Source organism: Pantoea sp. 18069 (assembly GCF_902706035.1).
Classification (GTDB): domain Bacteria; phylum Pseudomonadota; class Gammaproteobacteria; order Burkholderiales; family Burkholderiaceae_C; genus Comamonas.
Genome location: NZ_CACSJA010000019.1, coordinates 12736 through 36930 on the forward strand (window position 1 = coordinate 12736; position 24195 = coordinate 36930).

A 24195-nucleotide genomic window follows, 5' to 3' on the forward strand; every position below is an offset into this window, starting at 1 on the left:
CCTGGCTAGCGAATGGCAGAGGGTTATTGAACTATAGCCCGCGGATTCGTCCGCAAGAAACCTCCGCAAGCAGCCTTAAAAACGTCAGCAATAGTGCTTTCGGAAACCTGTTTGCGGCCAAGGAAATACATGTCTGAATCTTTTGCCGCCCTTTTTGAAGAATCGTTGCAACGCACGGAAATGCGTCCTGGCGAAGTCATCACCGCTGAAGTCGTTCGCGTCGAACACAACTTCGTGGTGGTCAACGCTGGTCTGAAGTCCGAAGCCTACGTGCCGCTCGACGAGTTCAAGAACGATCAGGGCGAAGTCGAAGTCCAAGTCGGTGACTTCGTGTCGGTGGCCATTGGCTCCATCGAAAACGGCTACGGCGACACCATCCTGTCGCGCGACACCGCCAAGCGTCTGGCTTCCTGGCTGGCCCTGGAAAAGGCCCTGGAATCCGGCGAATTCGTGACCGGCACCACTTCGGGCAAGGTCAAGGGCGGTCTGACGGTTCTGGTCAACGGCATCCGCGCATTCCTGCCCGGTTCGCTGATCGACACGCGCCCGATCAAGGATCTGACGCCTTACGAAAACAAGACCCTGGAATTCAAGGTCATCAAGCTCGACCGCAAGCGCAACAACGTGGTGCTGAGCCGCCGCGCTGTCGTGGAAGCCTCGATGGGCGAAGAGCGCGCCAAGCTGATGGAAACGCTCAAGGAAGGCGCCATCGTTCAAGGCGTGGTCAAGAACATCACCGAATACGGTGCGTTCGTTGACCTGGGCGGCATCGACGGTCTGCTGCACATCACCGACATGGCATGGCGTCGCGTGCGTCACCCTTCGGAAGTGGTGACGGCTGGCCAGGAAATCACGGCCAAGATCCTGAAGTTCGACACCGAAAAGAACCGCGTGTCCCTGGGCCTGAAGCAAATGGGCGACGACCCGTGGATGGGCGTTTCGCGCCGCTATCCTTCGGCCACCCGCCTGTTCGGCAAGGTCACCAACATCGCCGACTACGGCGCATTCGTGGAACTGGAACCCGGCATCGAAGGCCTGGTGCACGTTTCCGAAATGGACTGGACCAACAAGAACATTGCGCCTTCGAAGCTGGTGTCGCTGGGCGACGAAGTCGAAGTCATGGTTCTGGAAATCGACGAAGACAAGCGTCGCATCTCCCTGGGCATGAAGCAATGCAAGGCCAACCCATGGCAAGAATTCGCGCAGAACACCAAGCGCGGTGACCGCGTCAAGGGTCCGATCAAGTCGATCACCGACTTCGGCGTGTTCGTCGGCCTGGCTGCCGGCATCGACGGCCTGGTTCACCTGTCCGACCTGTCGTGGAACGAAACCGGCGAAGCCGCGGTTCGTAACTACAAGAAGGGCCAGGAAGTCGAAGCCATCGTGTTGGCCGTGGACGTGGAACGCGAACGTATCAGCCTGGGCATCAAGCAGCTGGACAGCGATCCCTTCACCACCTTCGCGACTGTCAACGACAAGGGCCAGATCGTGACCGGCAAGGTCAAGACCGTGGACGCCCGTGGCGCTGAAATCGACCTCGGCGAAGACATCCTGGGCTACCTGCGCGTTTCGGAAATCTCCCGCGACCGCGTGGAAGATGCCCGCTCGGTGCTCAAGGAAGGCGACGAAGTCACTGCCGTGGTGCTGAACGTGGATCGCAAGACCCGCAACATCCAGCTGTCCATCAAGCAAAAGGACATGGTCGACCAACAGGAAGCCATGGCTTCGCTGTCGGCACAATCGTCGCGCGAAAGCGCCGGCACGACCAGCCTGGGCGCCCTGCTGCGCGCCAAGCTGGACAACTCCGACAAGTAAGCTGACCCGCTTGGCTTGAGTTGGATGCGGCGGGCGCTTCAGGCGCCCGCCGTTTTTTCTTCAAAACTGGTTTTTACCCGTTCTAACTGGATTCGCTTTCGATGACCCGTTCTGATCTTGTCGAAGAACTGGCCGCCCGCTTCGGTCAATTGACGCAACGCGACGCCGAGCTCGCTGTCAAAACCATTCTGGATGCCGTGGGCGATGCCCTGGTGCGCGGGCAACGCATTGAAATCCGCGGCTTTGGCAGCTTTTCCGTCAACCACCGCCTCGCACGCATGGGCCGCAACCCGCGCAGTGGCGAAGCCGTACACATTCCGCAAAAACGCGTCCCCCACTTCAAGCCCGGCAAGGCCCTGCGCGAAGCCGTGGACCAGCGCACGGCCGAACTCGGCGGCGCACAGGCACTGCTGCTGGCCGAAAAGAAATAACAGCGCCGCGTTCACTCGCTTCACCCCGGGCCAGTCGAACGATTGCCCCGGGACAACGCCCCCAGCCTTGAGCCGACACGCTCCGCGGGTGAATCAAGGCCTATAGAATCAGGCGGTCACACAAGGGGTCGCATGAAATACATCCTGTGGCTGCTCAAGGCGGCCATTTTTTTTACGCTGTTCGCCTTTGCGCTGAACAACCAGCAAAACGCCACGGTGCACTTCTTCTTTGGCACCCAATGGACGGCGCCACTGGTGCTGGTCGTACTCACGGCCTTTGCCGCCGGCCTGGTCGTGGGCGTGCTCGGCATGGTGCCGCGCTGGCTCAAGCACCGCAGCGCCGCCCAGCGCGCGGCCCAGCCTGAAGCAGCCGCTGCCCCCGCGCCAGCGACTGGCGCAGCGCCGGATTCGGCGCCGCCCGCACCTTCCCTGCCTCCACACGACCTTCATGGAATTTGATCTCAACTGGATTTTGCTGGGCTTGCCACTGGCGTTCGTGCTGGGCTGGCTGGCTTCACGTTTCGATGCCCGGCAGATGCGCGCGGAAAACCGCAGCGCCCCGAAAGCCTATTTCAAAGGCCTCAATTTCCTGCTCAACGAGCAGCAGGACAAGGCCATCGATGCCTTCATCGAAGCCGTGCAGAACGACCCCGACACCTCGGAGCTGCACTTTGCGCTGGGCAACCTGTTCCGCCGCCGCGGCGAATACAACCGCGCGGTGCGGGTGCACGAACACCTGCTGTCGCGCGGCGATCTGAGCCGTCCGGACCGCGACCGCGCACAGCACGCGCTCGCGCTCGACTTTCTCAAGGCCGGCCTGCTCGACCGCGCCGAAGACGCGCTGCGCCGCCTCGAAGGCACGCATTTCGAGGCCGAGGCCCGGCTGGCCCTGCTGGCCATCTACGAGCGCTCGCGCGACTGGAAGCAGGCGGGCGAAATCGCCCAGCGCATGCAGACTGCGCAGCAAGGCGATTTCAGCGTGCGTCTGGCGCATTACCTCTGCGAAGAAGCCGACGTGCTTGCCGCGAGCGGCCAGCTCGAAGCCGCCATGGCGCAACACCAGCAGGCGCTGCTGATCGCGCCAAACGCCGCGCGCGCGCAGATTGATCTCGCCCGGCTGCAACTGCGCCTGGGCCAGCCCGCGCAGGCCTGGAGCACACTGCAGGCACTGGCCGAAAAAAGCCCCAGCGCCCTACCCCTGGCCGCGGCCCTGCTGCCCGAGATCGCCAAAAAGCTCGATGGCGCGCCTATCCAGCCCTGGCTCGAAGCCCAATACCTGCGCACGCCTTCGCTGGATCTGCTGCAGGCGCTGGTCGCACTCGATGCCGACAGCGGCGAAACCCAGGCACCCGGGCGGCAGCGCTATGTCGCCCATCTGGGCAAGGAGCCGTCACTGGTTGCGGCGACGCGCTGGCTCGCCGACGAAGCTTTCGCCGAAGAGCAGCACCACCCCGCGGTGCAGCGCGCGCTCGAGCATGCGAGCAAGCCGCTGACGCGCTACCGCTGCGCGGCCTGCGGTTTCGAGGCACGCCAGCATTTCTGGCATTGCCCGGGCTGCCAGAGCTGGGACAGCTATCCCGCGCGCCGCGTCGAGGAACTTTGAGCCCCCCCCTGCGCTGGCCCCCGCCAGTGCCATGGGCGGTGAACGGCGCCAAGCGCCGTGGACAAGCGGCGCAGCATCACAATGACCAGGGTTTACCCTGATTCATGCGATGCATCGCCCTACCGTACGATTCACTGAACAGGGCTTGCAATCGAAGCGCCACGACTGGCGCGGCTCACGCCTGTTCACACTGGCGTGAAAAGTACGACCGGACCCAAGGAAGGCGCAATGCTGAAGAAAATTCTGACCATTTCCGCTTTGCTTTACGCTGCCTGTGCCTTTGCGGGTGTAGAAGCCAACCATGCCACGCAAAGCGAACTCGATACGGTCAAGGGCATAGGGCCCGCGCTTTCGCAACGCATCGTCTCCCAGCGCCAGAAAGCGGCTTTCGTCGACTGGGCGGACCTGATCAACCGGGTGCATGGCATAGGCAACGCCTCCGCGGCCAAGCTCTCCGCCGAGGGCCTCACGGTCAACGGCAAGAACTACCAGGGCGGGCCTGCGCTCCAGGGCCGCATCGCGCCGCCCGGGCCGGCGCTCAAAGCCCCGCCGCCGGCCTCTCCCTGAGCATTGGCCCAAACCGCCGCCTCAGCCACTAGCGCTTAGGCGGCTTTTTTTATGGCCGCCCCATAACCCTAATTGAAAACATGCTCAGATTTTCATAGCGAAATCGCGCAGCTTGCCCGTAAAATGCACCGCACATGCCCTTGATCTTCCTCATTATTCTGCCTTTCCTCGGCAGCCTTCTGGCTGCCGTATTGCCGACCAATGCCCGCAATACCGAGTCCACGCTGGCCGGCTTGATTGCGCTGGGCTGCGCCATCCAGGTGGCGATGCTGTTTCCGGAGGTCGCCGATGGCGGCGTGCTGCGCCAGGAAATAGAGTGGATTCCCGCGCTGGGAATGAACCTCATCGTGCGCATGGACGGTTTCGCCTGGATGTTCTGCATGCTGGTGCTGGGCATAGGCTCGCTGGTGGTGCTCTATGCGCGCTACTACATGTCGCCCGCCGATCCCGTGCCGCGCTTCTTCTCGTTCTTCCTCGCGTTCATGGGCGCGATGATGGGCGTGGTGCTCTCGGGCAATGTCATCCAGCTGGCTTTTTTCTGGGAACTGACCAGCCTGTTCTCGTTCCTGCTGATCGGCTACTGGCACCACCGCAAGGACGCGCGCCAGGGTGCGCGCATGGCGATGACGGTCACGGGCACGGGCGGGCTGTGCATGCTCGCCGGCATGCTGGTGCTGGGCCACATCGTGGGCAGCTATGACCTCGACCATATCCTCGCCGCGGGCCAGCAGATCCGCGACCACCACCTCTACCTCACGGCACTGGTGCTGATCCTGCTCGGCGCGCTGAGCAAGAGCGCGCAGTTCCCGTTCCACTTCTGGCTGCCCCACGCGATGGCGGCGCCCACGCCCGTCTCGGCCTATCTGCACTCGGCGACCATGGTCAAGGCCGGCGTATTCCTGCTGGCGCGCATGTGGCCCGTGCTCGGCGACACCGAAGCCTGGTTCTGGCTGGTCGGCGGCGCCGGCCTGTGCACGCTGCTGCTCGGCGGTTATCTGGCGATGTTCCAGAACGACCTCAAGGCGCTGCTCGCGTATTCGACGATTTCGCACCTGGGCCTGATCACCCTGCTGCTGGGCCTCAACAGCCCGCTGGCTGCGGTGGCTGCGGTGTTCCACATCATGAACCATGCGACCTTCAAGGCCTCGCTGTTCATGGCCGTGGGCATTGTCGACCACGAAAGCGGCACGCGCGATATCCGGCGTCTGTCGGGACTGCGCAGCATGATGCCCGTGACCGCCACGCTGGCCATGGTGGCGAGCGCGGCCATGGCCGGCGTGCCGCTGCTCAATGGCTTTCTCTCCAAGGAAATGTTCTTTGCCGAGACCGTCTACCTCGATGCCGCGCCCTGGGTGCGCTCCTGGCTGCCGGTCGCGGCGACGCTCGCCGGCATGTTCAGCGTGGCCTATTCGCTGCGCTTCACGGCCGATGTGTTTTTCGGCCCGCCGGCCACCGACCTGCCGCTGACGCCGCACGAGCCGCCGCACTGGATGCGCGTGCCCGTCGAATTGCTGGTGCTGGCCTGCCTCGTGGTCGGCATTTTCCCGGCCTGGGCGATGGGCGACTTCCTGCGCGCCGCGGCCACGCCGGTCGTCGGCGGCACGCTGCCCGCGTTCAGCCTGGCCGTCTGGCATGGCGTGAACGCGCCGCTCATCATGAGTATCCTGGCGCTGCTCGGCGGCATTGCCATCCATTGCCTGCTGCGCTGGCTGCGCAATGCCGGCCATGCCGAAGCCGCGCCGATCGCGCGCCACTTCGATGGCCGCCGCTTCTTCGAAGTCCTGCTGGCACGGCTGCAAGCCGGCGCGCGCAGCGGCCGCCGCCTGCTCAGCACCATGCGCCTGCAGTGGCAGATGCTGTGGCTGGTGTGCCTGGCGCTGGCGGCGGGCATCCTGCCGCTGTGGTCGCGTGACCTGCAGCTGGGCAACCGCGGCACGCTGCCGCTGTCGCCCGCATTCGTGCTGCTGTGGGTGCTGGGCTGCACCTGCGCGCTGGCCGCGGCCTGGAAAGCCAAGTACCACCGGATGGCCGCGCTGATCATGCTCGGCGTCAGCGGCCTGTGCGTGTGCATCACCTTCCTCTGGTTCTCGGCGCCCGATCTGGCACTGACGCAGCTGGTGGTGGAGGTCGTGACCACGGTGCTGATCATGCTGGGCCTGCGCTGGCTGCCCAAGCGCGACAAGAACATGCGCATTCCCGCGCTGTCGACACAGGGCCGGGCACGCGCGCGCCGGCTGCGCGACCTCGGCCTGGCCGTGGCCGCGGGTGGCGGCATGGCCTGGCTGGCGTTTGCGATGATGAGCCGGCCATTCCACGACAGCACCTCGACGTTCTTCCTCGAGAATGCGCTGACCGCTGGCGGCGGCACCAACGTGGTGAACGTGATGCTCGTCGACTTCCGCGGCTTCGATACATTCGGCGAAATCGTGGTGCTGGGCATCGTCGCCTTGACCGTGTATGCGCTGCTGCGGCGCTTCCGCCCGGCGCGCGAAACCATGGATCTGCCCGAACAGCAGCGCTTTGTGCCGGGCGACCTGCAAACCGACCTGCTCAATCCCCGCCATGCAAGCGATACCGCGGTGGGCTACCTGATGGTGCCCGCGGTGCTGGTGCGACTGCTGCTGCCGTTTGCCACGCTGGTCTCCATCTATCTGTTCATGCGCGGCCACAACGAACCCGGCGGCGGCTTCATCGCCGGCCTGGTGTTCTCGGTCGCGCTGCTGCTGCAGTACATCATTTCCGGCACCCAGTGGGTCGAAGCCCACTTCGCGCTGTTCCCGCGCCGCTGGATTGCGGCCGGCCTGCTGCTCGCACTGTTCACCGGCTTTGGCTCGATCGCCGTCGGCTACCCCTTCCTGACCAGCCATAGCTTCCACTTCACATTGCCACTGGTGGGAGAAATCCACCTGGCCAGCGCCACCTTCTTCGACCTGGGCGTGTTCGCGCTGGTCGTAGGTTCCACGATGTTGATACTGACAGCCATTGCCCACCAATCCGTACGCGGCCACCGCTACCACGCGCGCCTGCTTGATGACGAGCATCTCGACGAAAACGAGGGGGCGCACTGATGGAAATCGTACTTGCCATTGCCATCGGCGTTCTCACCGGTTCGGGCGTCTGGCTGCTGCTGCGCCCGCGGACCTACCAGATCATCATGGGGCTGTCGCTGATGGCCTATGCCGTCAACCTGTTCATCTTCAGCATGGGCCGCCAGGGGCTGGCCATCGACAAGGAGCCGGTGCTCAAGCCCGGCATCCCCCCGGATCTGGTGAACTACGCCGATCCCCTGCCCCAGGCCCTGGTGCTCACGGCCATCGTGATCGGCTTTGCCTCGACCGCGCTGTTCCTGGTGGTGCTGCTCGCATTGCGCGGCACCGCGGGCAACGACCATGTGGATGGTGCGCATTCGCGTGACGTGCAGGAGATGCCATGACGGACATCGCCAGCCTGCTCATGCCGCACCTGATGCTGGCCCCCATTGCGCTGCCCATGCTGACCGCAGCGGTAATGCTGCTGATGCGCGAAGAACAGCAGCGCCTCAAGCTCGGCCTCAATATCCTGTCGACCCTGGTCGGACTGCTGATCGCCATCGCCCTGCTCGGCTGGACCGACCAGGCCGGCGCGCCGGTGACCATGGGCGTGTACCTGCCGGGCAACTGGCCCGCGCCGTTCGGCATTTCGCTGGCGCTCGACCGGCTGTCGGCGATGATGCTGCTGGTGACCAGCATCGTCGCGCTGGCCTCCATCGTCTTCGCCGCCGTGCGCTGGCACCGCGCCGGCGTGCACTTCCACCCGCTGTTCCAGTTCCAGCTGATGGGTCTCGCAGGCGCGTTCCTCACGGCCGACCTGTTCAACCTGTTCGTGTTTTTCGAGATCACGCTCGCAGCCTCCTATGGCTTGCTGCTGCACGGCTCGGGCCGCGCGCGCATCCAGTCGGGCCTGCACTACATCGCGATCAACCTCGCCGCGTCGTCGCTGCTGCTGATCGGCGTGTCCATGCTTTACGGCATCACCGGCACGCTCAACATGGCCGACCTGGCCAGCGCCATTCCGCATGTCGATGCCGCCGATCGCGGGCTGCTGCACGCAGCTGCGTCGATTCTGGCGATGGCGTTCCTGATCAAGGCCGCGATGTGGCCGCTGAACTTCTGGCTGGTGCCGGCATACAGCGCGGCCACCGCCCCCGTGGGCGCACTGTTTGCGCTGATGACCAAGCTCGGCGTCTACACGGTGCTGCGTCTGTGGACTTTGATGTTCAGCAGCCAGGCCGGTGATTCCGCGCTGTTTGGCAGCGTCTGGCTGATGTGCGGCGGCATGCTGACCATGGTCTTCGGCGCCATCGGCATGCTGGGCTCGCAGCGGCTGACGAATCTGGCCGGCTATGCCGCCATTCTGTCCTCGGGTACCCTGCTCGCGGCAGCGGGCTTTGGCCAGAACCTGCTGACGGCCGGAGTGCTCTACTACCTGCCCAGCTCGACGCTGGCCGTGGCTGCACTGTTCCTGCTCGCCGACCTGATCGACCGCTGGCGCAATGCGGGCGCGCGCACCGCGCCCTATGAGGATGACGAAGCGCCGTTCCTCAACGCCGAACTGGTGCCGACCACCGGCCTGAACCTCGACGAGGACGAGGAAGTGCTGATCGGCCGGGTCATTCCCGCGGCCGCGGCTTTCCTGGGCCTGGCATTCATGGTCTGTACGCTGGTCATCACCGGCCTGCCGCCGCTGTCGGGCTTCGTCGGCAAGATCGCGATGCTCAATGCCTTGCTGAACCCGCTGGGCGTAGGCTCCTCCGCAGGCTACCAGCCGGACGTCTGGGGCTGGACCCTGCTGACGCTGCTGATAGCCACCGGCCTTGTGGGCTCGATCGCACTGATCCGCGTAGGCATGCGCCATTTCTGGGCCAGCCACGACCGCAACACGCCGCAACTGCGCGTGGCCGAAGGCCTGCCGATCGCCGCGCTGCTGCTGTGCTGCGTTGCCATGACGGTGCAGGCCGGCCCGGTGATGCGCTACATGCAAAACGCGGCCGATGCGCTGCATTCGCCGGGCACCTATATCCACGGCGTGCTCACGCAGCCGCCCGTGCCCAATCCCGCGCCCATTCTGCCCAAGGAGCAGCCATGAAACGCCTGCTGCCCGCGCCACTGCTGTCCGTGGCACTGTTCCTGCTCTGGCTGCTGCTCAACCAGTCGCTCGGTGCAGGCCATATCCTGCTGGGCGCCATTCTCGGGCTGCTGATTCCCGTGCTGCTGCGCGGCCTGCGGCCCCTGCCGGTGCGCATCCGCCATCCGCTGACCATTCTGCGGCTGGCCTTCACCGTGGTCTATGACACTTCGGTGTCCAATCTCACGGTGGTGCGCTTTTTGCTGTTTCCGTCGTTTCGCAAGCACAGCGCGGATTTCGTGCACATTCCGCTCGAGCTGCGCGACCCGAACGCGCTGGCCGTGCTGGCGATGATCGTCTGCATCACGCCCGGAACGTCCTGGGCCGAGCTGTCGCGCGATCGCTCGGTATTGCTGCTGCATGCGCTCGAAGTCGGTGATGCCCAGGAAATCATCGACCACATCAAGACCCGCTACGAGCGCCCCCTGATGGAGATTTTTGAATGAGCCCGTATTTCGTCTGGGCGCTTTCCCTGGCGCTGTTTTTGCTGGTCACGGCCATGCTCTGTGCGCTGTACCGCCTGCTCAAGGGGCCCGCGGCCCAGGATCGCGTGCTCGCGCTCGACTGCATGTACACCATAGGCATGCTCGCCATGCTGGTGCTGGGCATCATGTACAGCAGCACCGATTACTTCGAGGCCGCATTGCTGATCGCGCTGTTCGGCTGCATCAGCTCGACGGCCATGGCCAAGTTCCTGCTGCGTGGGGAAGTCATCGAATGAACGAAGTGATGATTCCGCTGTGGGCCCAGGCCATCGTCGGCGTGCTGGTGGTCGCCGGCGCCATGATCGCGCTGCTCGGCGCGCTCGGGCTGGTGCGGCTCAAGAGCTATTTCGAGCGCGTGCACTCGCCGTCCATCATCGCCACGCTGGCCTGCTGGTGCATCATGCACGCGACGGTGCTGTTCTTCTCGGTGATGGAGCAGCGCCTGGCGCTGCACGCACTGCTGATCGCCGTGTTCATTTCGGTGACCGTGCCGATCACGACGATTTTCCTGATGCGCGCTGCGCTGTTTCGCGCGCGCCGCACCGCCCAGAACGTGCCGCCGGCCGTGAGCCGCGTGGTCTCCAGCGACCCGGCCGACAACGTCGAAAACCGTTATTGATTCTGCCCGGCAGATTTGCGGCCATGCTGCCTGTTCTTGCGATCTGCATCGGCGCCTGCCTAGGCGCACTGGCCCGCTGGCGTCTGGGCCTGTGGCTCAGTGTGCCGCATGGCCTGCCCTGGGGCACGCTGGCCGCCAACCTCATCGGCGGCTACCTGATAGGCGTGTGCATCGCCGCCTTCGATGCACTGCCGCACCTCGATCCGGCCTGGCGGCTGGCCCTGGTGACCGGCTTCCTTGGCGCGCTGACCACTTTCTCGAGTTTCTCGGCCGAAGTCGTCGCCATGCTGCAGCACCAGCGCTATGGCGCGGCACTGGGCTGGACCAGCCTGCACATGCTCGGTTCGCTGGCAATGACGGTGGCCGGCCTGGCCAGCGCCCAGGCACTGTGGCCGCGCGCTGCCTGATTGCTGCAGCCAGCCCAAAGCTATGAGTTTGTGAGCGTATAGTGGATCCAGCAGCATGCACGCTGCGGACTTCATCGTGGTGTCCGACGCCACCCGCGCTTTTACTTCGCTCGAGGCTACATGCAAATTTCCAATCCCCTGTCTGAAACCGACCTCGCCGATGCCTGGGCCCAGCTGCATGACCAGGCGCACAACGGTGCGGTCCTGCAAGCCAACTCCCATCGGCTGGCCTTTGCCGACCCGGAATTCATGTTCCGGCGCGAAACCCGCGGCATCCGCATGCAGCTCGAACTGCTCAAGCCCGACGTCGCGCAGCAAGAGCGCGGCATAGAACACACGATTGTGGTCTACGGCAGCGCTCGCTTCGTCGATCCCGAACAGGCCGCAAGCCAGCTCGAGGAGGCGCAGGCCAGCGGCGACGCCGAGCGCATTGCCCAGGCCCGCCAGGCCGTGCGCAACGCCCAGCGCTACGACCAGGCGCGACAGTTCGCGCGCATTGTCGCCACCGACAGCCTCAAGCAGCTGCCGCAGGAACGCCTGTACATCTGCACCGGCGGCGGCCCGGGCATCATGGAAGCCGCGAACCGCGGCGCCCACGACGTCGGCGTGCCCAACATCGGCATGAACATCGCCCTGCCCCACGAGCAGAACGGCAACCGCTTCATCACGCCCGACCTGAGCTTCAAGTTCCACTACTTTGCGCTGCGCAAGATGCATTTCATGATGCGCGCCAAGGCGCTGGTCGCCTTCCCCGGCGGCTTTGGCACGCTCGACGAGCTGTTCGAGGTGCTCACGCTGGTGCAGACCAGCAAGAGCCGGGGCGTGCCCGTGATCCTGTTCGGCAGCGAGTTCTGGAAGAAGCTGATCAACTTCGAACTGCTGATCGAGGAGGGCACGATCTCCAGAAAGGACCTGGCCCTGTTCCACTACACGGACGACCCGGCCGAAGCCTGGGCGCTGATCAAGAAGCACTACGAGATCGGCGAGAAAACGTAACCCCCCCCTGAGCCGCTTCGCCCTGGGCGGGCCCCGGCTTCCCCCTCTCACCCTTCGGTGGAGGGGGGCGCCTGGCTAGGGGCGACAGCCTCGCTGCGGGGCGGCCCTTGCTCGCTGTCCCCGCGCTGGGGCACGCCAGTTTCATGGCTGCGCGCGAAACACTAGCGCGGCAATTGTGGCGGCGTGTCGTCCACGAGGGACGGCGTACCCATGCGCCAGGCCGCGCGCACGCCGCAGCATACGCCCGCGCCCACGGTCCAGAACAGCGCCGAGATGCCGATCACGCCACCGGCCGCACCAAACAGCATGGGCATGGCCACGCTCGAGGCATTGATCACCATCAGCCGCAGCCCCAGCGCCTCGCCCTGGCGATGCTGGGGCGTGATCTGGTGCAGCATGCTCATCACCATGGGCTGGACCGAGCCCAGCGAAAAGCCCAGCAGCACCGAGCACACGCCCATGGTCAGCGGACTTTGCATGAACGGGTAGATCACGAAGATGCAGGCCGTGGCCGCCATCGCCGACGCGATCACCGCGCCTTCGCGCAGGCGGTCGGCAATCAGCGGCATCAGCAGGCGCACGGCAGCGGCCGCCACGGCGAACAGGCCCAGCAGCGTGCCGATGACCGAGGCGCTCATGCCGCGTTCGTGGCCCAGCAGCGGCAGCACGAAAGTGTGCACATCCCAACTCGCGGACTGCACCCAGTTGACGACCAGCACGGTACGGAATGCCGGGTCGTTGAGCAGGTCCCAGGCGCGCTGGCCGCTGGGCTGCGCGGGCGCGGGCATGCGCGGCGTTTCCGCGGTCTTGCGGATCCAGAACCAGGCACAGATCGGGCTCAGGGCGAGCAGGCCGAAGGCCACGCGATACCCCGAGATCGGGCTGTCCCCGAATGTCGCATGGTCGATCATCAGGCCCGTGAAGAACGGCCCGACGAAGTTGGCGAACGCCGGCCCTATGGCCAGCCAGCTGAAGACCCTCTTGAGCTGCGCGGGCTCGTGCGTGGCGCGGCCCACATGGCGCTGCACGGCGATCACCACAATGCCCGAACCGCCGCCGGTGCACAGCGCCGCGAAGCACAGCACGGGAAAGCTTGGAAACAGCATGGCCGCCGCGCAGCCGGCGCTGGCCATCAGCATGCCGATGAAGAACGGCCGGCGCAGGCCGTGGCGGTCGGCAAACCGGCCCGCGGGCAGCGCGAGAAACACCTGGGTCAGCGCGAACAGCGCCAGCAGCACGCCGACTGCGGGTGCGCTATAGCCCTGCTTGAGCGCGAGCAGCGGCGCGGCCAGCCGCACGCCGGCCATGGTGGCGTGCACCAGGACCTGCGACCCGATGACCTTGAACAGCGCAGCGTTCATTGCGAGCTGCCCGGCAGCTCGGCGTCGGTCTCGATATCGTCCGTGTCGGACAGGCCCAGCACCGCGATGGTCGGGGCCTGGGGCACGGGCAGGTCCTGCACGTCGCGCAGCTTGCGCTGGATGGCGCGCGTGCGCACGCCCACTTCATCGAACTTGCGCGCCGCGGCATCGATCGATTTCTTGGTCGCGGCGACCACTTCGCCGAACTTCGCGAACTCGGTCTTGACCGCGCCCAGCAGCCCCCAGACTTCCGAAGAGCGCTGCTCGATGGCCAGCGTCTTGAAGCCCATCTGCAGGCTGTTGAGCATGGCCGCGAGATTGGCCGGCCCGGTGATCATCACGCGGCAGTCGTTCTGGATTGCTTCGACCAGGCCGGGACGGCGCATGACTTCGGCGAACAGGCCTTCGGTAGGCAGGTACAGGATGGCGAAATCGGTGGTGTGCGGCGGCGACACGTACTTGGCGTAGATCTTCTTCGCCTCGAACTTCATCGAGGTCTCGAAGGCCAGGCCCGCGCTTTGCATCAGCGCCTTGTCGGCCGCGTCCTGCGCGTCCATGAGCCGCTGGTAATGCTCGACCGGGTACTTGGCGTCGATGGGCAGCCAGACCGGCTGGTCGTCGGCCTGGCCCGGCAGCCGGATCGCGAACTCCACGAGTTCGTCGCTGCCCGGCACGGTCTTGACGTTGCGCGCGTACTGCGCGGGCGTGAGCACGTTCTCGATGATCGCGCCCAGCTGCATTTCGCCCCAGGTGCCGCGCGACTTCACATTGGTCATCACGCGCTTGAGGTCGCCCACGCTGCCGGCCAGCGTCTGCATCTCGCCCAGGCCCTTGTGCACCTGCTCGAGCCGGTCGCTGACCAGCTTGAAGGATTCGCCCAGGCGCTGCTCCAGCGTTGCATGCAGTTTTTCGTCCACGGTGCGGCGCATTTCCTCGAGCTTGGCCGAGTTGTCGGCCTGGATGGCCGCGAGCCGCTCGTTGAGCGCGCTGCGCAGCTGCTCGGCGCTGCTCTGGCTGCCCTGCACCAGGCCCGAGAGCTGCTGCGTCACGGCGTCCTGCAGCACACCGAACTGGTGGCGGATCTGGTGGCCATTGCCCTCGAGCTGGTCCCTGAGCGCCGTCGACATGGCCGTGAGCTGGCTTTGCACATCGCCCTTGAGCGAGTCGAGCGTGCCGCGCGTGGCTTCAGCCAGGGCCTCGAAGCGCTGCTGTATGCGCTGCTCGAACAGGCTTGCGCTGTCGGCCATGGCCTGGCGTGAGCGCGTGCTTTCACCCGTGAGCGCGGCCGTGGTCGCCGTCAGTTCGCTGCGAAAGCCCGCAAGCGCCTCGCCCAGCGTGGCGCGCGTCGCATCGGCATCGACGCGGGCCTGGGCCAGTTGCGCACGCAGTTGCTGCCCCATGCTTTCGAGCGCGCCATCGTTTCTCGCAATCGCCAGCTGCGTGGCCTGCATGCTGCGCTCCAGCGCCTGTAGCTGGCTTTGCAGATCCGCGAGATCTTGCGCGCCGTTGTCCTGGCGGCGCAGCAAGGCCAGGATTTGCAAAACCACCACCAGCGCCAGGGCTGCGAGCACGACAAGGGATTCGAGGGACAAAGTGATGCTTCAAAAAAAGAGGGGCGCCGCGCAGCGCTCCGGAACGCCAAGGACGGGCACCCGGTCAGCCCGGCCGCCCGCCACGCCATAGTGCGTGCCCGTGCGTGCTTGCGCACGATGCCCGCAGATTATCTGCGCTCTGTGGCGTCACTGCATCCAGTGCCGTCACAGAAACCAGATCCATGTCATGAGCACGAACAGCGGCAGCAGGATGCCGCCCGACCACAGCATGTAGCCAAAGAAGCTGGGCATCTTCACGCCGCGGTCCTCGGCAATCGCCTTGACCATCAGGTTGGGTGCATTGCCGATGTAAGTGTTCGCGCCCATGAACACCGCCCCGGCGGAAACCGCCGCCAGCGTAGGCGCCAGCGTGGTCATGAGCTGCTGCGGGTCGCCGCCCGCGGTGTTGAAGAACACCAGATAGGTCGGCGCATTGTCGAGGAACGACGACAGCGCGCCCGTGGCCCAGAAGTACATCGCCGGGTCGGGCGAGCCGTCGGCGCGCGTGACCGCGCGCACGATGGCGCCGAACGGCCCGTCGACGCCGGCCTTGAGCATGGCGATCACGGGAATGATGGTCAGGAAAATGCCGGCGAACAGCTTGGCGACTTCGGCCATCGGCGCCCAGCCGAACTGGTTGCGCCGATGCACATCCACGGGCGTGATGCGCAACGACACCCAGACCACGGCCAGCAGCCCCAGATCGCGCACCAGGCCCGGCAGGCCCACGGCCGTGCCGGCGATGTCGAACGCCACGTCCGATTTCCAGAAACCGCTGAGCAGCACCAGCGCGACGACCACGCCCAGCAGCGCGAAATTCGCCTTGCCGTCGAAGCCGAAACGCTCGGTGCTGTCGGCGGCTGCCGTCACGGGCAGCGTGCATTCGCCGGGGCTGCGCATGAACCAGCTGTCGAGCGCGAAGAACAGCACCAGCAGCGTGCCCACGAGGAACAGCGTCTGCGGCAAGATCTGCTGCAGCGTCCAGAAGAAATCCACGCCCTTGAGAAAGCCCAGGAACAGCGGTGGATCACCCAGCGGCGTGAGCGAGCCACCCGCGTTGGAGACGATGAAGATGAAGAACACCACGATGTGCGCCGTGTGCTTGCGCCCTTCATTGGCGCGGATCAGCGGCCGGATCAGCAGCATCGACGCGCCGGTCGTGCCCATGAAGCTCGCGAGCACCGCGCCCGTGGCCAGGATGCCCGCATTGAGCGCCGGCGTGCCGCGCAGGTTGCCGCGGATGTAGATGCCGCCCGCAACCGTGAACAGCGCCAGCAGCAAGATCACGAACGGCAGGTATTCGGCCAGCAGCGCATGCACCAGGCTCACGCCCACGGCGCCCACACCGAACAGCGCCCCGAACGGCAGCACAAACGCCAGCGCCCAGCCCGCCGTGAGCTTGCCGAAGTGGTGGTGCCAGAAAAACGGCGCGAACAGCGGCATCAGCGCGATCGACAGCAGCAGCCCGGCAAACGGCACGCCCCACCATACAGACAGCGCGCTGCCGTCGATGTCCGCCGCCAACGCCCAGCCCGGCAGGGCCGCCAATGCAGCCAGGGCTGCAGCACGCACGAGTTTCATGGAAAAAGTCCTGGTTCAGTTTGACGGAGCGATTTCAAACACCTGGCGCAGGTAGGCCAGGTACTTCTCGTCATCGCACATGCTCTTGCCCGGCGAGTCCGACAGCTTGGCCACGGGCTGGCCTGCGCAGCGCTTCATCTTGATCACCACCTGCAAGGGCTCGTAGCCCAGGTCGTTGGTCAGATTGGTGCCTATGCCGAAGGCCAGCAGACAGCGCCCGCGAAAGCGCTCGAACAGCGCGATGGTGCGCGGAATGGTCAGCGCGTCGCTGAAGATCAGCGTCTTGGTCAGCGGGTCGACACGGTTGATGCGGTAATGCTCGAGCAGGCGCTCACCCCAGCTGAACGGATCGCCGCTGTCGTGGCGCGCGCCATCGAACAGCTTGCAGAAATACAGGTCGAAGTCGCGCAGAAAGGCGCTCATGCCGTAGACGTCCGACAGCGCAATGCCCAGATCGCCGCGGTATTCGCGCGCCCAGGATTCAAAGCCGAAGACCTGGCTGTCGCGCAGCCGCGGGCCCAGCGCCTGGCAGGCCTGCAGGTATTCATGGGCCATGGTGCCCAGCGGCGTCACGCCCAGCTTCATCGCATAGAGCACATTGCTGGTGCCGGCGAACTGGCCTTCGAGGCGGCTCGAGCCCGCGCTGCGCTCGCCCGTGCCCAGGCGCGCGCACAGCACGCGCAGCACTTCCTCGTGCCAGGCGCGGCTGAAGCGCCGGCGCGTGCCGTAATCGGCGATCTTCAGCGGCTCGAGCCCCGGCGCCTGCAACTGCAATACCTTCTCCTCGAGGCGCCGGCGGCCTTCGGGGAAGTCGGGCACTTTCTGCGTATTGCGGAAATACACCTCGTTGACGATGGCCAGCACCGGAATCTCGAACAGGATGGTGTGCAGCCAGGGCCCGCGTATCGTGATGTCGATCTCGCCATTGGGCAGGCCGGTCACTTCAATGTATTTCTCATTGAGGCGAAACAGGCCCAGGAAATCGACGAAGTCGCTCTTGATGAAGCGCAGGCCGCTGAGATAGGCGAGCTCCGCGTCGCGGAACTGCAGATCGCAAAGGCAGCGGATTTCCTCGCGGATCTCGTTCACATAGGGCGCCAGTTGCACGCCCGGATTGCGGCACTTGAAGCGGTATTCGACCTGCGCACTCGGAAACTGGTGCAACACCACCTGCATCATGGTGAACTTGTACAGGTCGGTGTCGAGCAAACTGGTGATGATCATGGGCAAGACAGGGGACGGGGCCCGAGCCGGCAGTGGCTGGCGTCCTACAGTGTAGGCGATCCCCTTGCCATTGCCGGCCAGCGTGTGCCGCTGCAGACGGTGTCAGGCCACGGCCAGGGCCTGCAGCACTTCACGCAGCCGCGCGGGCAAGGCACAAGGCCGGCGCGTGGCACGGTCCACGTAGACATGAATGAAGTGCCCGGCCGCGGCCGTCATCGCCTCGCCCTGCGCGAACAGCCCCACTTCGTAGCGCACGCTGGAGCTGCCCACGCGCGCCACGCGGATGCCGGCCTCGACGGTCTGCGGAAACGCCAGCGGCGCAAAGTAATTGCACTGGGTCTCTATCACCAGGCCTATGGTCTCCCCGTGCTCGATATCGAGCGCGCCCTGCTCCATCAGGTGGGCATTCACGGAGGTGTCGAACCAGCTGTAATAGACGACGTTGTTCACATGGCCATAGACGTCGTTGTCGGACCAGCGGGTGGAAATGCTGCGAAAGGCACGATAGGACGATCGCGGCTGCGGCGCGGCACGCGGGGCAGCGCCGGTGGAAGGGACGGCAGGGGAAGAAGCGGCTTCAGACATAGGGCGCGATTGTGCCGACCCCGCGTATGGCTGTCGCTCCCTGCGAACCCGTATTCCCCAGCGCCACACAGATGTCAGCGCGATGTCGGACCAGCATCCAGGGGAAATTTGTTGCATTGCAACAAAAGACTTGCATCGCTGCACGAAAGGCTTAGAATTCAACTTATGCTGCACTGCAACATGGCCTTGGGGCCCTCAGCGCAGATATCTCGCAAGCCTGGTTCATTCCATAACGCTACTCAAGGAGAAATCATATGACGCTGACCCCCGAAACCATCCTGAACGCCCAAAAGACCCACCTGGAAACCCTGTTCGGCCTGACCCAGAAAGCCTTTGACGGCGTGGAAAAGCTGGTGGAACTCAACGTGTCGGCCTCGCGTGCCGCGCTGTCGGATGCCGCCAACCACAGCCAGCAACTGCTGAGCGTCAAGGATGCGCAGCAACTGCTGGCACTGCAAGCCCAGTGGTTCCAGCCCCTGGCCGAAAAGACTGCCGCCTACAGCCGCAGCCTGTACGACATCGCCAACGGCACGGGTTCGGCAATTGCCCAGACCGTCGAAGCGCGCGCCGCCGAAGCCCAGAAGAACCTGACCGACCTGATCGACAGCGCCACCAAGAATGCGCCTCCGGGCACGGAAGCCGCAGTGGCCGTGCTGAAGAACTCGTTCTCCGCCGCCAACAACGCCGCCGAATCGGTGCAAAAAGCCGTGAAGCAAGCGTCCGACCTGGCGCAAGCCAACCTGCAGACCGCCTCGAAGAATGTGGCCGATGCAGTCAAGAGCAGCACGCAACAAGGCTGATAGGCCAAAGTTTTTTGCCTGAGGTATTCCCTAATCCAGGGAATACCCGCATAATGACTTCATTGTTTTGGTGAAAGCCAAAATCACCAGTTGTCTCCTTGGATCCTCTCGAAACCCCCGTTTCCTGGATCCTTTCAAGCCCGGTCTCGACCGGGCTTTTTTTTGCCCGCCTGCAGGCGGTGGCATGCGATTATGCAAGGGCAATATTAAGAACAATTCGCGTTTGGCGTATTATCGGCAGATCCCATTTCACACTGATTTGCCATGACCAAGATTCTTCACACCTTGATCGCCGCCTGCGCTGTGGCAGCTGCCGGCGCGGCCTATGCCGATGGCGTCGTCAACCTGTACTCCGCGCGCCACTACAGCACGGACGAAGCGCTGTACGACGGCTTCACCAAGGCCACGGGCATCAAGGTCAACCGCGTCGATGCGGATGACGCCGGCATTCTGGCCCGCCTCAAGGCCGAAGGCACGGCCTCGCCCGCCGACGTGATTCTGCTCGTGGATGCAGCGCGCCTGTACCGCGGCGAAGTCGACGGCCTGTTCCTGCCGATCCGCTCGAAAGTGCTCGAAGACGCCATTCCTGCCAACTTGCGCAGCAAGCCTGAGGCGGATGGCGGCATTTCCTGGTTTGGGCTGTCCACCCGGGCGCGCGTGATCGTCTACAACAAGGTCAAGGTCAACCCCCAGGACGTGCAGAACTACGAGTCGCTCGCCGACCCCAAGTTCAAGGGCAAGCTGTGCATCCGCTCGGGCTCGCACCCCTACAACCTGAGCCTGTTCGGTGCGGTCACCGAGCACATGGGCGAGCAGCAGGCGGAAACCTGGCTCAAGGGCGTGGCCGGCAATCTGGCGCGCGCCCCCAAGGGCGGCGACACCGACCAGATCAAGGCCGTGGCTTCGGGCGAATGCGATATCGCCGTGACCAACAGTTACTACCTGGCGCGCATGATCCGCTCGAGCAAGCCCGAAGACCAGGCCGTGGCCAACAAGGTCGGCGTGGTGTTCCCCAACCAGCAATCCTGGGGCACGCACATGAACATCGCCGGCGGCGCCATCGCCCGCCACACCAAGAACCAGGCCAACGCGGTCAAGTTCCTCGAGTACCTCGCCAGCCCTGCGGCGCAGAACTACTTCGCCAGCGGCAACAACGAGTGGCCCGCGGCCAAGGGCGTGCAGATCGACAACCCGGCGCTCAAGGCCATGACCAATGACAAGCCGTTCAAGAGCGAAACCATTCCCATCAGCGCTGTCGGTGCCAACATGACCAAGGTCCAGCAGATGCTTGACCGTGCTGGCTTCAACTGATCGCTGAGCGCTCGCCACAAACGCCCGGCCTCCTGGCCGGGCTTTTTTTGCCTGCAATCCGCACCTGGGTAGCGCCAGCGACAGTCCGTACCCAGGGTTTCTCGCCATAATGGACGTTTACGTCAACGTCAATCAAGGAGACAAACCATGGACATCGCAGGCAAGGTATTCATTGTGACGGGCGGCGCATCGGGCCTGGGCGAAGGCACGGCGCGCATGCTCGCGGCCCAGGGCGCCACGGTGGTGATCGCCGACATGCAGGACGACAAGGGCCGTGCGGTGGCCCAGGACATCGGCGGCGCCTTTGTGCACTGCGATGTGAGCAACGAAGCCGATGCCCAGGCCGTCGTCGATCAGGCCACCCAGCTGGGCAAGCTCATGGGCCTGGTCAACTGCGCGGGCATCGCGCCCGCCGAAAAGACCGTGGGCAAGAACGGCGCACATGCGCTGTCGGTGTTCAGCAAGACCATCAGCGTCAACCTGATCGGCAGCTTCAACATGATCCGCCTGGCCGCCGAAGCCATGAGCAAGAACGAGCCCGAAGCCACGGGCGAGCGCGGCGTGATGATTTCCACGGCCAGCGTCGCCGCCTATGACGGCCAAATCGGCCAGGCCGCGTATGCGGCGTCCAAGGGCGGCATCGTCGGCATGACGCTGCCGATCGCCCGCGATCTGGCGCGCAACGGCATTCGCAACATGACCATTGCCCCCGGCATCTTCGGCACGCCCATGCTGTTTGGCATGCCCCAGGAAGTGCAGGACGCGCTGGCCGCCGGCGTGCCCTTCCCCAGCCGCCTGGGCACGCCCGAGGACTATGCCAAGCTGGCACGCCATATTTTCGAGAACGACATGCTCAACGGCGAAGTCATTCGCCTCGACGGCGCAATCCGCCTCGCGCCGCGCTGACGGACAAGGCAGTGCCCGCCAGCCATGCGGCGGGCGGGCACCGCGCGTCTGGCCGCCAGGCTCAGCGCAGCGCGACAGGCGTGAAATCGCGCCGCTCTGCGATGAAATTGGGGCGTGGGGGCAGTCCGCAGAAAGGCGCAACCGGTGTGTTGTGCAGACTGTTGTAGACCACAAACACATTGCTGCGCGGCAGTGGCGTGATGTTGGAGCTGGAGCCGTGCATCACGTTGCAATCGAAGAACGTGACCGAGCCTGCCAGCCCCGTGGGCGCCGTGATGCCGAAGTCCTGCACCAGCCGCGCCAACGCGTCATCGTCGGGCACGCCCAGCTCCTGCTGTTTGAGCGAGGCCCGGTAATGGTCCTGGGGCGTGACACCTGCGCACGGCACATAGCGCTGGTGCGATCCAGGCAGCAGCATCAGCGGTCCGTTGTAGGGCGTGTTGGCAGTCAGCGCGATGGAGCAGCTCAACAGGCGCATGGCTGGCACACCGTCCTCGACGTGCCAGGTTTCGAAATCCGAATGCCAATAGAACTCCTTGCCGCGAAATCCACCCTTGTAGTTGATGCGCGACTGGTGGATATAGACTTCGCTGCCCAACAGCTGCTGCGCAATCGCCACCAGCTTGGGGTGCTGGCACAGCGCCTTCAGCGCCGCGTTGCTCTGGTGCACCGCAAACAGCGAACGCAGCTCACGGCTGCCAGGCTCGATCACCGCTTCATCGGCCTGCTTGAGCGCCTCGTCGGCGCGCAACTGTGAAAGTGCCTCCAGACAGGATTGCACTTCGGCGGGCGCGAGCAAGGCGTCGAAGTGCAGATAGCCGTTGCCCGCATAGAAAAGCAGCTGGCTGTCGCACAAGGGGCCTTGTTCGGGCGTGCCCCACACCACCGGGTCGTGCCTGTCCTTGATCAGGCCCCTCGCACCGAAGCGCGAAGGGTAGCGATCGTCCGCGCGCGGCGACGAAAGAACGGGTTGGGCCGTCGCGCCCATGCCAGTCATGCCCTCCCCCGCCATCATTGCGTCAGCGCGTATGCGCCGGTCGCATCGTGCACTTCACGGCCCGTCAACGGCGGATTGAACACGCACACCATGCGCATGTGCGTTCCCTGGTTGGCGCGCAGCACATGGCGGTCGTGCTGGTTGAGCGCGTACAGCGTGCCCGTGCGGATGGGATGCGTCACGCCGGTGGCCAGGTCGGTGATCTCGCCCGCGCCTTCGATGCAATACACCGTTTCCAGATGGTTCTTGTACTCCATCACCAGTTCAGCGCCTTGCTTGATGATGGTGTCATTGACCGAATAGCCCATGCCCGCGTCCTTGTAGATCAGGCGGCGGCTGGTCCAGCCTTCGGCGTCCACATCGGCTGCGGTGCCGAGAACATCATCGAGGTGTTTCACGATCATTCAAAAATCTCCTTTTTTTTCAGAAAATGCGAGGGGCGGGATGCGCTCAGGCGGCCTCGGCCAGCGCGCAAGCTTCTTCGCTGGGCAGTTCGTCCACGCCGCTCAACACCGCGCACAGGCTTGCATCGATCACTTCGAGGCCCTGGCGCAGCTCCTCTTCGGTGATGGTCAGGCTGGGAAGGATCTTGAGCACCTGGTCGTCGATGCCAGCGGTCTCGATGATCAGTCCGCGCGCGAAGCAGGCCTTGGAGACGCGGGTGGCCAGGGTGCTGTCACTGAACTCGACGCCCCAGATCAGGCCGCGCCCGCGCAGCCTGGCGCAGGGCACGCGTTTGGCAATCATCTTCTCCAGGTGCTGCTGCACCAGGCGCCCGCTGCGGGCCACGGTCTGTTGCAGTTGCCCGTCTTCCCAGAACTTCAGCGCGGCGGCCCCGGTGACGAACGCCGGGCAGTGGCCGCGGAAAGTGCCGTTGTGCTCGCCCGGTGCCCACTGGTCAAGCTCCGGTTTGATCAGCACCAGCGCCAGCGGCAGTCCATACCCCGACAAGGACTTCGACAGCGTGATGATGTCCGGCACGATGCCCGCTTCCTCGAAGCTGAAGAACGCGCCGGTGCGGCCACAGCCGACCTGAATGTCATCGACGATCAGCACGATTCCATGCTCGGTCGTTATCTGGCGCAGGCGCCGCAGCCAGTCATTGCTGGCCACGTTGACACCGCCTTCGGCCTGCACCGTTTCGACGATCACCGCAGCCGGCTTGTCCATGCCACTGCCGCCGTCGTGCAGCATGGCTTCGAAGTAGTCCAGGGTGTCGACATCCTGGCCCAGGTAGCCGTCGAAAGGCACGGAAGCGCTGTGGCCCAGCGGCACACCCGCACCAGCGCGCTTGAAACTGTTGCCGGTCACTGCCAGCGCACCGAGCGTCATGCCGTGGAAAGCATTGGTGAAACCCACCGCTTGCTCGCGGCCCGTGACCTTGCGCGCCAGCTTGAGTGCCGCTTCGACCGCGTTCGTGCCCGTGGGGCCGGGAAACTGGAACTTGTAGCTGAGCCCACGGGGCTCGAGAATCACTTGCTGGAAGCGTTCGATGAAGTGCTGCTTGGCCTCGCTGTACATGTCCAGCGTGTGGGTGATGCCGTCGCGCATCAGGTAATTCAACAGGGCCTGCTTGATGCCGTCAGGGTTATGTCCGTAGTTGAGAACGCCTGCGCCCGCAAAGAAGTCCAGATACCGCTCTCCCGACGTATCGGTCATCCACGCGCCCTTGGCGCTGCTGAAGACGGCCGGAAAGCTGCGGCAATAGCCTCGCACTTCGGATTCGAGTCGTTCAAACGTATTCATCTTGTT

General features: G+C 64.7%; 24 protein-coding genes. 16 read left to right on the forward strand and 8 right to left on the reverse strand.

Annotated elements, in window-relative coordinates; genetic code table 11:
* The first annotated feature begins 129 nt into the window (after positions 1–129).
* From rpsA to GVL12_RS15490, 13 genes are all read left to right on the forward strand, one after another.
* On the forward strand, positions 130–1815 hold the full coding sequence (rpsA, locus tag GVL12_RS15430) for a 30S ribosomal protein S1 (RefSeq protein WP_159915580.1): 1686 nt from the start codon (positions 130–132) through the stop codon (positions 1813–1815).
* Between the two features lie 101 nt (positions 1816–1916).
* Complete coding sequence (locus GVL12_RS15435; RefSeq protein WP_159915582.1) at positions 1917–2246, forward strand: integration host factor subunit beta; 330 nt, start codon at positions 1917–1919, stop codon at positions 2244–2246.
* A 132-nt stretch (positions 2247–2378) separates the two neighbouring features.
* On the forward strand, positions 2379–2705 hold the full coding sequence (locus tag GVL12_RS15440) for a lipopolysaccharide assembly LapA domain-containing protein (protein WP_159915584.1): 327 nt from the start codon (positions 2379–2381) through the stop codon (positions 2703–2705).
* Entirely contained in the window at positions 2695–3849 is a 1155-nt protein-coding gene (lapB, locus tag GVL12_RS15445; RefSeq protein WP_159915586.1) for a lipopolysaccharide assembly protein LapB, read from the forward strand. Before GVL12_RS15440 ends, lapB begins: the two co-directional genes overlap by 11 nt.
* A gap of 228 nt (positions 3850–4077) precedes the next feature.
* Complete coding sequence (locus GVL12_RS15450) at positions 4078–4416, forward strand: helix-hairpin-helix domain-containing protein (protein ID WP_159915588.1); 339 nt, start codon at positions 4078–4080, stop codon at positions 4414–4416.
* 134 nt (positions 4417–4550) lie between these two features.
* The gene (locus GVL12_RS15455) at positions 4551–7484 is read left to right on the forward strand and encodes a monovalent cation/H+ antiporter subunit A (RefSeq protein WP_159915590.1); all 2934 of its coding nucleotides are present in this window, start codon (positions 4551–4553) and stop codon (positions 7482–7484) included.
* On the forward strand, positions 7484–7849 hold the full coding sequence (locus GVL12_RS15460; RefSeq protein ID WP_159915592.1) for a Na+/H+ antiporter subunit C: 366 nt from the start codon (positions 7484–7486) through the stop codon (positions 7847–7849). Before GVL12_RS15455 ends, GVL12_RS15460 begins: the two co-directional genes overlap by 1 nt.
* A complete protein-coding gene (locus GVL12_RS15465; RefSeq protein WP_159915594.1) occupies positions 7846–9540 on the forward strand; it encodes a monovalent cation/H+ antiporter subunit D in 1695 nt (564 codons plus the stop codon). Before GVL12_RS15460 ends, GVL12_RS15465 begins: the two co-directional genes overlap by 4 nt.
* Positions 9537–10025 carry a Na+/H+ antiporter subunit E gene (locus tag GVL12_RS15470; RefSeq protein ID WP_159915596.1) on the forward strand — a complete coding sequence of 163 codons (489 nt, stop codon included), beginning with the start codon at positions 9537–9539 and terminating at the stop codon, positions 10023–10025. Before GVL12_RS15465 ends, GVL12_RS15470 begins: the two co-directional genes overlap by 4 nt.
* Positions 10022–10300, forward strand: a complete 279-nt coding sequence (locus GVL12_RS15475) for a K+/H+ antiporter subunit F (RefSeq protein WP_159915598.1) — start codon at positions 10022–10024, stop codon at positions 10298–10300. Before GVL12_RS15470 ends, GVL12_RS15475 begins: the two co-directional genes overlap by 4 nt.
* The gene (mnhG, locus tag GVL12_RS15480) at positions 10297–10683 is read left to right on the forward strand and encodes a monovalent cation/H(+) antiporter subunit G (protein WP_159915600.1); all 387 of its coding nucleotides are present in this window, start codon (positions 10297–10299) and stop codon (positions 10681–10683) included. Before GVL12_RS15475 ends, mnhG begins: the two co-directional genes overlap by 4 nt.
* A gap of 23 nt (positions 10684–10706) precedes the next feature.
* Entirely contained in the window at positions 10707–11090 is a 384-nt protein-coding gene (gene crcB, locus GVL12_RS15485) for a fluoride efflux transporter CrcB (protein ID WP_159915602.1), read from the forward strand.
* Positions 11091–11210: 120 nt separating this feature from the next.
* Complete coding sequence (locus tag GVL12_RS15490) at positions 11211–12086, forward strand: LOG family protein (protein ID WP_159915604.1); 876 nt, start codon at positions 11211–11213, stop codon at positions 12084–12086.
* Between the two features lie 161 nt (positions 12087–12247).
* Here GVL12_RS15490 and GVL12_RS15495 read toward each other — a convergent pair whose 3' ends face one another.
* From GVL12_RS15495 to GVL12_RS15515, 5 genes are all read right to left on the reverse strand, one after another.
* Entirely contained in the window at positions 12248–13447 is a 1200-nt protein-coding gene (locus GVL12_RS15495) for an MFS transporter (protein ID WP_159915606.1), read from the reverse strand.
* Positions 13444–15039: a DNA recombination protein RmuC gene (gene rmuC / locus GVL12_RS15500; protein ID WP_159915608.1), complete on the reverse strand. Its 1596-nt coding sequence runs from the start codon at positions 15037–15039 to the stop codon at positions 13444–13446. The genes GVL12_RS15495 and rmuC overlap by 4 nt, the downstream gene beginning before the upstream one ends.
* 165 nt (positions 15040–15204) lie before the next feature.
* Positions 15205–16620, reverse strand: coding sequence for a sodium:proton antiporter (locus tag GVL12_RS15505; protein ID WP_159915610.1), 1416 nt, complete (start codon positions 16618–16620; stop codon positions 15205–15207).
* Between the two features lie 15 nt (positions 16621–16635).
* On the reverse strand, positions 16636–17844 hold the full coding sequence (pncB, locus tag GVL12_RS15510; protein WP_159915612.1) for a nicotinate phosphoribosyltransferase: 1209 nt from the start codon (positions 17842–17844) through the stop codon (positions 16636–16638).
* Positions 17845–17946: 102 nt separating this feature from the next.
* Positions 17947–18429, reverse strand: coding sequence for a thioesterase family protein (locus GVL12_RS15515; RefSeq protein WP_159915614.1), 483 nt, complete (start codon positions 18427–18429; stop codon positions 17947–17949).
* Between the two features lie 254 nt (positions 18430–18683).
* Between GVL12_RS15515 and GVL12_RS15520 the strand changes: the two genes are divergently transcribed.
* The 3 genes from GVL12_RS15520 (at position 18684) to GVL12_RS15530 (ending at position 21446) form a co-directional block, all read left to right on the forward strand.
* Positions 18684–19229, forward strand: coding sequence for a phasin family protein (locus GVL12_RS15520; protein ID WP_159915624.1), 546 nt, complete (start codon positions 18684–18686; stop codon positions 19227–19229).
* Positions 19230–19493: 264 nt separating this feature from the next.
* The gene (locus GVL12_RS15525) at positions 19494–20540 is read left to right on the forward strand and encodes an extracellular solute-binding protein (RefSeq protein ID WP_159915626.1); all 1047 of its coding nucleotides are present in this window, start codon (positions 19494–19496) and stop codon (positions 20538–20540) included.
* Positions 20541–20687: 147 nt separating this feature from the next.
* The gene (locus tag GVL12_RS15530) at positions 20688–21446 is read left to right on the forward strand and encodes a 3-hydroxyacyl-CoA dehydrogenase (protein ID WP_159915628.1); all 759 of its coding nucleotides are present in this window, start codon (positions 20688–20690) and stop codon (positions 21444–21446) included.
* Positions 21447–21507: 61 nt separating this feature from the next.
* On the opposite strand, the gene thpD is transcribed toward GVL12_RS15530, so the two are convergent.
* Genes thpD through ectB form a run of 3 tightly spaced genes read right to left on the reverse strand, consistent with a single transcriptional unit; the run spans position 21508 to position 24189 of the window.
* Complete coding sequence (gene thpD / locus GVL12_RS15535) at positions 21508–22443, reverse strand: ectoine hydroxylase (protein WP_235033879.1); 936 nt, start codon at positions 22441–22443, stop codon at positions 21508–21510.
* A 14-nt stretch (positions 22444–22457) separates the two neighbouring features.
* Positions 22458–22847, reverse strand: coding sequence for an ectoine synthase (locus GVL12_RS15540; protein ID WP_159915630.1), 390 nt, complete (start codon positions 22845–22847; stop codon positions 22458–22460).
* Between the two features lie 46 nt (positions 22848–22893).
* On the reverse strand, positions 22894–24189 hold the full coding sequence (ectB, locus tag GVL12_RS15545) for a diaminobutyrate--2-oxoglutarate transaminase (protein WP_159915632.1): 1296 nt from the start codon (positions 24187–24189) through the stop codon (positions 22894–22896).
* Between the last annotated feature and the right edge of the window lie 6 nt (positions 24190–24195).

Coding starts and splice junctions, on each gene's coding strand:
- GVL12_RS15495 (WP_159915606.1), bottom strand. CDS start 13,447: ATGAACGCTGCGCTGTTCAAGGTCATCGGGTCGCAGGTCCTGGTGCAC.
- GVL12_RS15435 (WP_159915582.1), top strand. CDS start 1,917: ATGACCCGTTCTGATCTTGTCGAAGAACTGGCCGCCCGCTTCGGTCAA.
- GVL12_RS15440 (WP_159915584.1), top strand. CDS start 2,379: ATGAAATACATCCTGTGGCTGCTCAAGGCGGCCATTTTTTTTACGCTG.
- GVL12_RS15475 (WP_159915598.1), top strand. CDS start 10,022: ATGAGCCCGTATTTCGTCTGGGCGCTTTCCCTGGCGCTGTTTTTGCTG.
- GVL12_RS15520 (WP_159915624.1), top strand. CDS start 18,684: ATGACGCTGACCCCCGAAACCATCCTGAACGCCCAAAAGACCCACCTG.
- pncB (WP_159915612.1), bottom strand. CDS start 17,844: ATGATCATCACCAGTTTGCTCGACACCGACCTGTACAAGTTCACCATG.
- GVL12_RS15455 (WP_159915590.1), top strand. CDS start 4,551: ATGCCCTTGATCTTCCTCATTATTCTGCCTTTCCTCGGCAGCCTTCTG.
- GVL12_RS15460 (WP_159915592.1), top strand. CDS start 7,484: ATGGAAATCGTACTTGCCATTGCCATCGGCGTTCTCACCGGTTCGGGC.
- crcB (WP_159915602.1), top strand. CDS start 10,707: ATGCTGCCTGTTCTTGCGATCTGCATCGGCGCCTGCCTAGGCGCACTG.
- rpsA (WP_159915580.1), top strand. CDS start 130: ATGTCTGAATCTTTTGCCGCCCTTTTTGAAGAATCGTTGCAACGCACG.
- GVL12_RS15525 (WP_159915626.1), top strand. CDS start 19,494: ATGACCAAGATTCTTCACACCTTGATCGCCGCCTGCGCTGTGGCAGCT.
- lapB (WP_159915586.1), top strand. CDS start 2,695: ATGGAATTTGATCTCAACTGGATTTTGCTGGGCTTGCCACTGGCGTTC.
- GVL12_RS15470 (WP_159915596.1), top strand. CDS start 9,537: ATGAAACGCCTGCTGCCCGCGCCACTGCTGTCCGTGGCACTGTTCCTG.
- mnhG (WP_159915600.1), top strand. CDS start 10,297: ATGAACGAAGTGATGATTCCGCTGTGGGCCCAGGCCATCGTCGGCGTG.
- thpD (WP_235033879.1), bottom strand. CDS start 22,443: ATGACTGGCATGGGCGCGACGGCCCAACCCGTTCTTTCGTCGCCGCGC.
- GVL12_RS15490 (WP_159915604.1), top strand. CDS start 11,211: ATGCAAATTTCCAATCCCCTGTCTGAAACCGACCTCGCCGATGCCTGG.
- GVL12_RS15515 (WP_159915614.1), bottom strand. CDS start 18,429: ATGTCTGAAGCCGCTTCTTCCCCTGCCGTCCCTTCCACCGGCGCTGCC.
- GVL12_RS15450 (WP_159915588.1), top strand. CDS start 4,078: ATGCTGAAGAAAATTCTGACCATTTCCGCTTTGCTTTACGCTGCCTGT.
- GVL12_RS15540 (WP_159915630.1), bottom strand. CDS start 22,847: ATGATCGTGAAACACCTCGATGATGTTCTCGGCACCGCAGCCGATGTG.
- GVL12_RS15530 (WP_159915628.1), top strand. CDS start 20,688: ATGGACATCGCAGGCAAGGTATTCATTGTGACGGGCGGCGCATCGGGC.
- GVL12_RS15505 (WP_159915610.1), bottom strand. CDS start 16,620: ATGAAACTCGTGCGTGCTGCAGCCCTGGCTGCATTGGCGGCCCTGCCG.
- ectB (WP_159915632.1), bottom strand. CDS start 24,189: ATGAATACGTTTGAACGACTCGAATCCGAAGTGCGAGGCTATTGCCGC.
- GVL12_RS15465 (WP_159915594.1), top strand. CDS start 7,846: ATGACGGACATCGCCAGCCTGCTCATGCCGCACCTGATGCTGGCCCCC.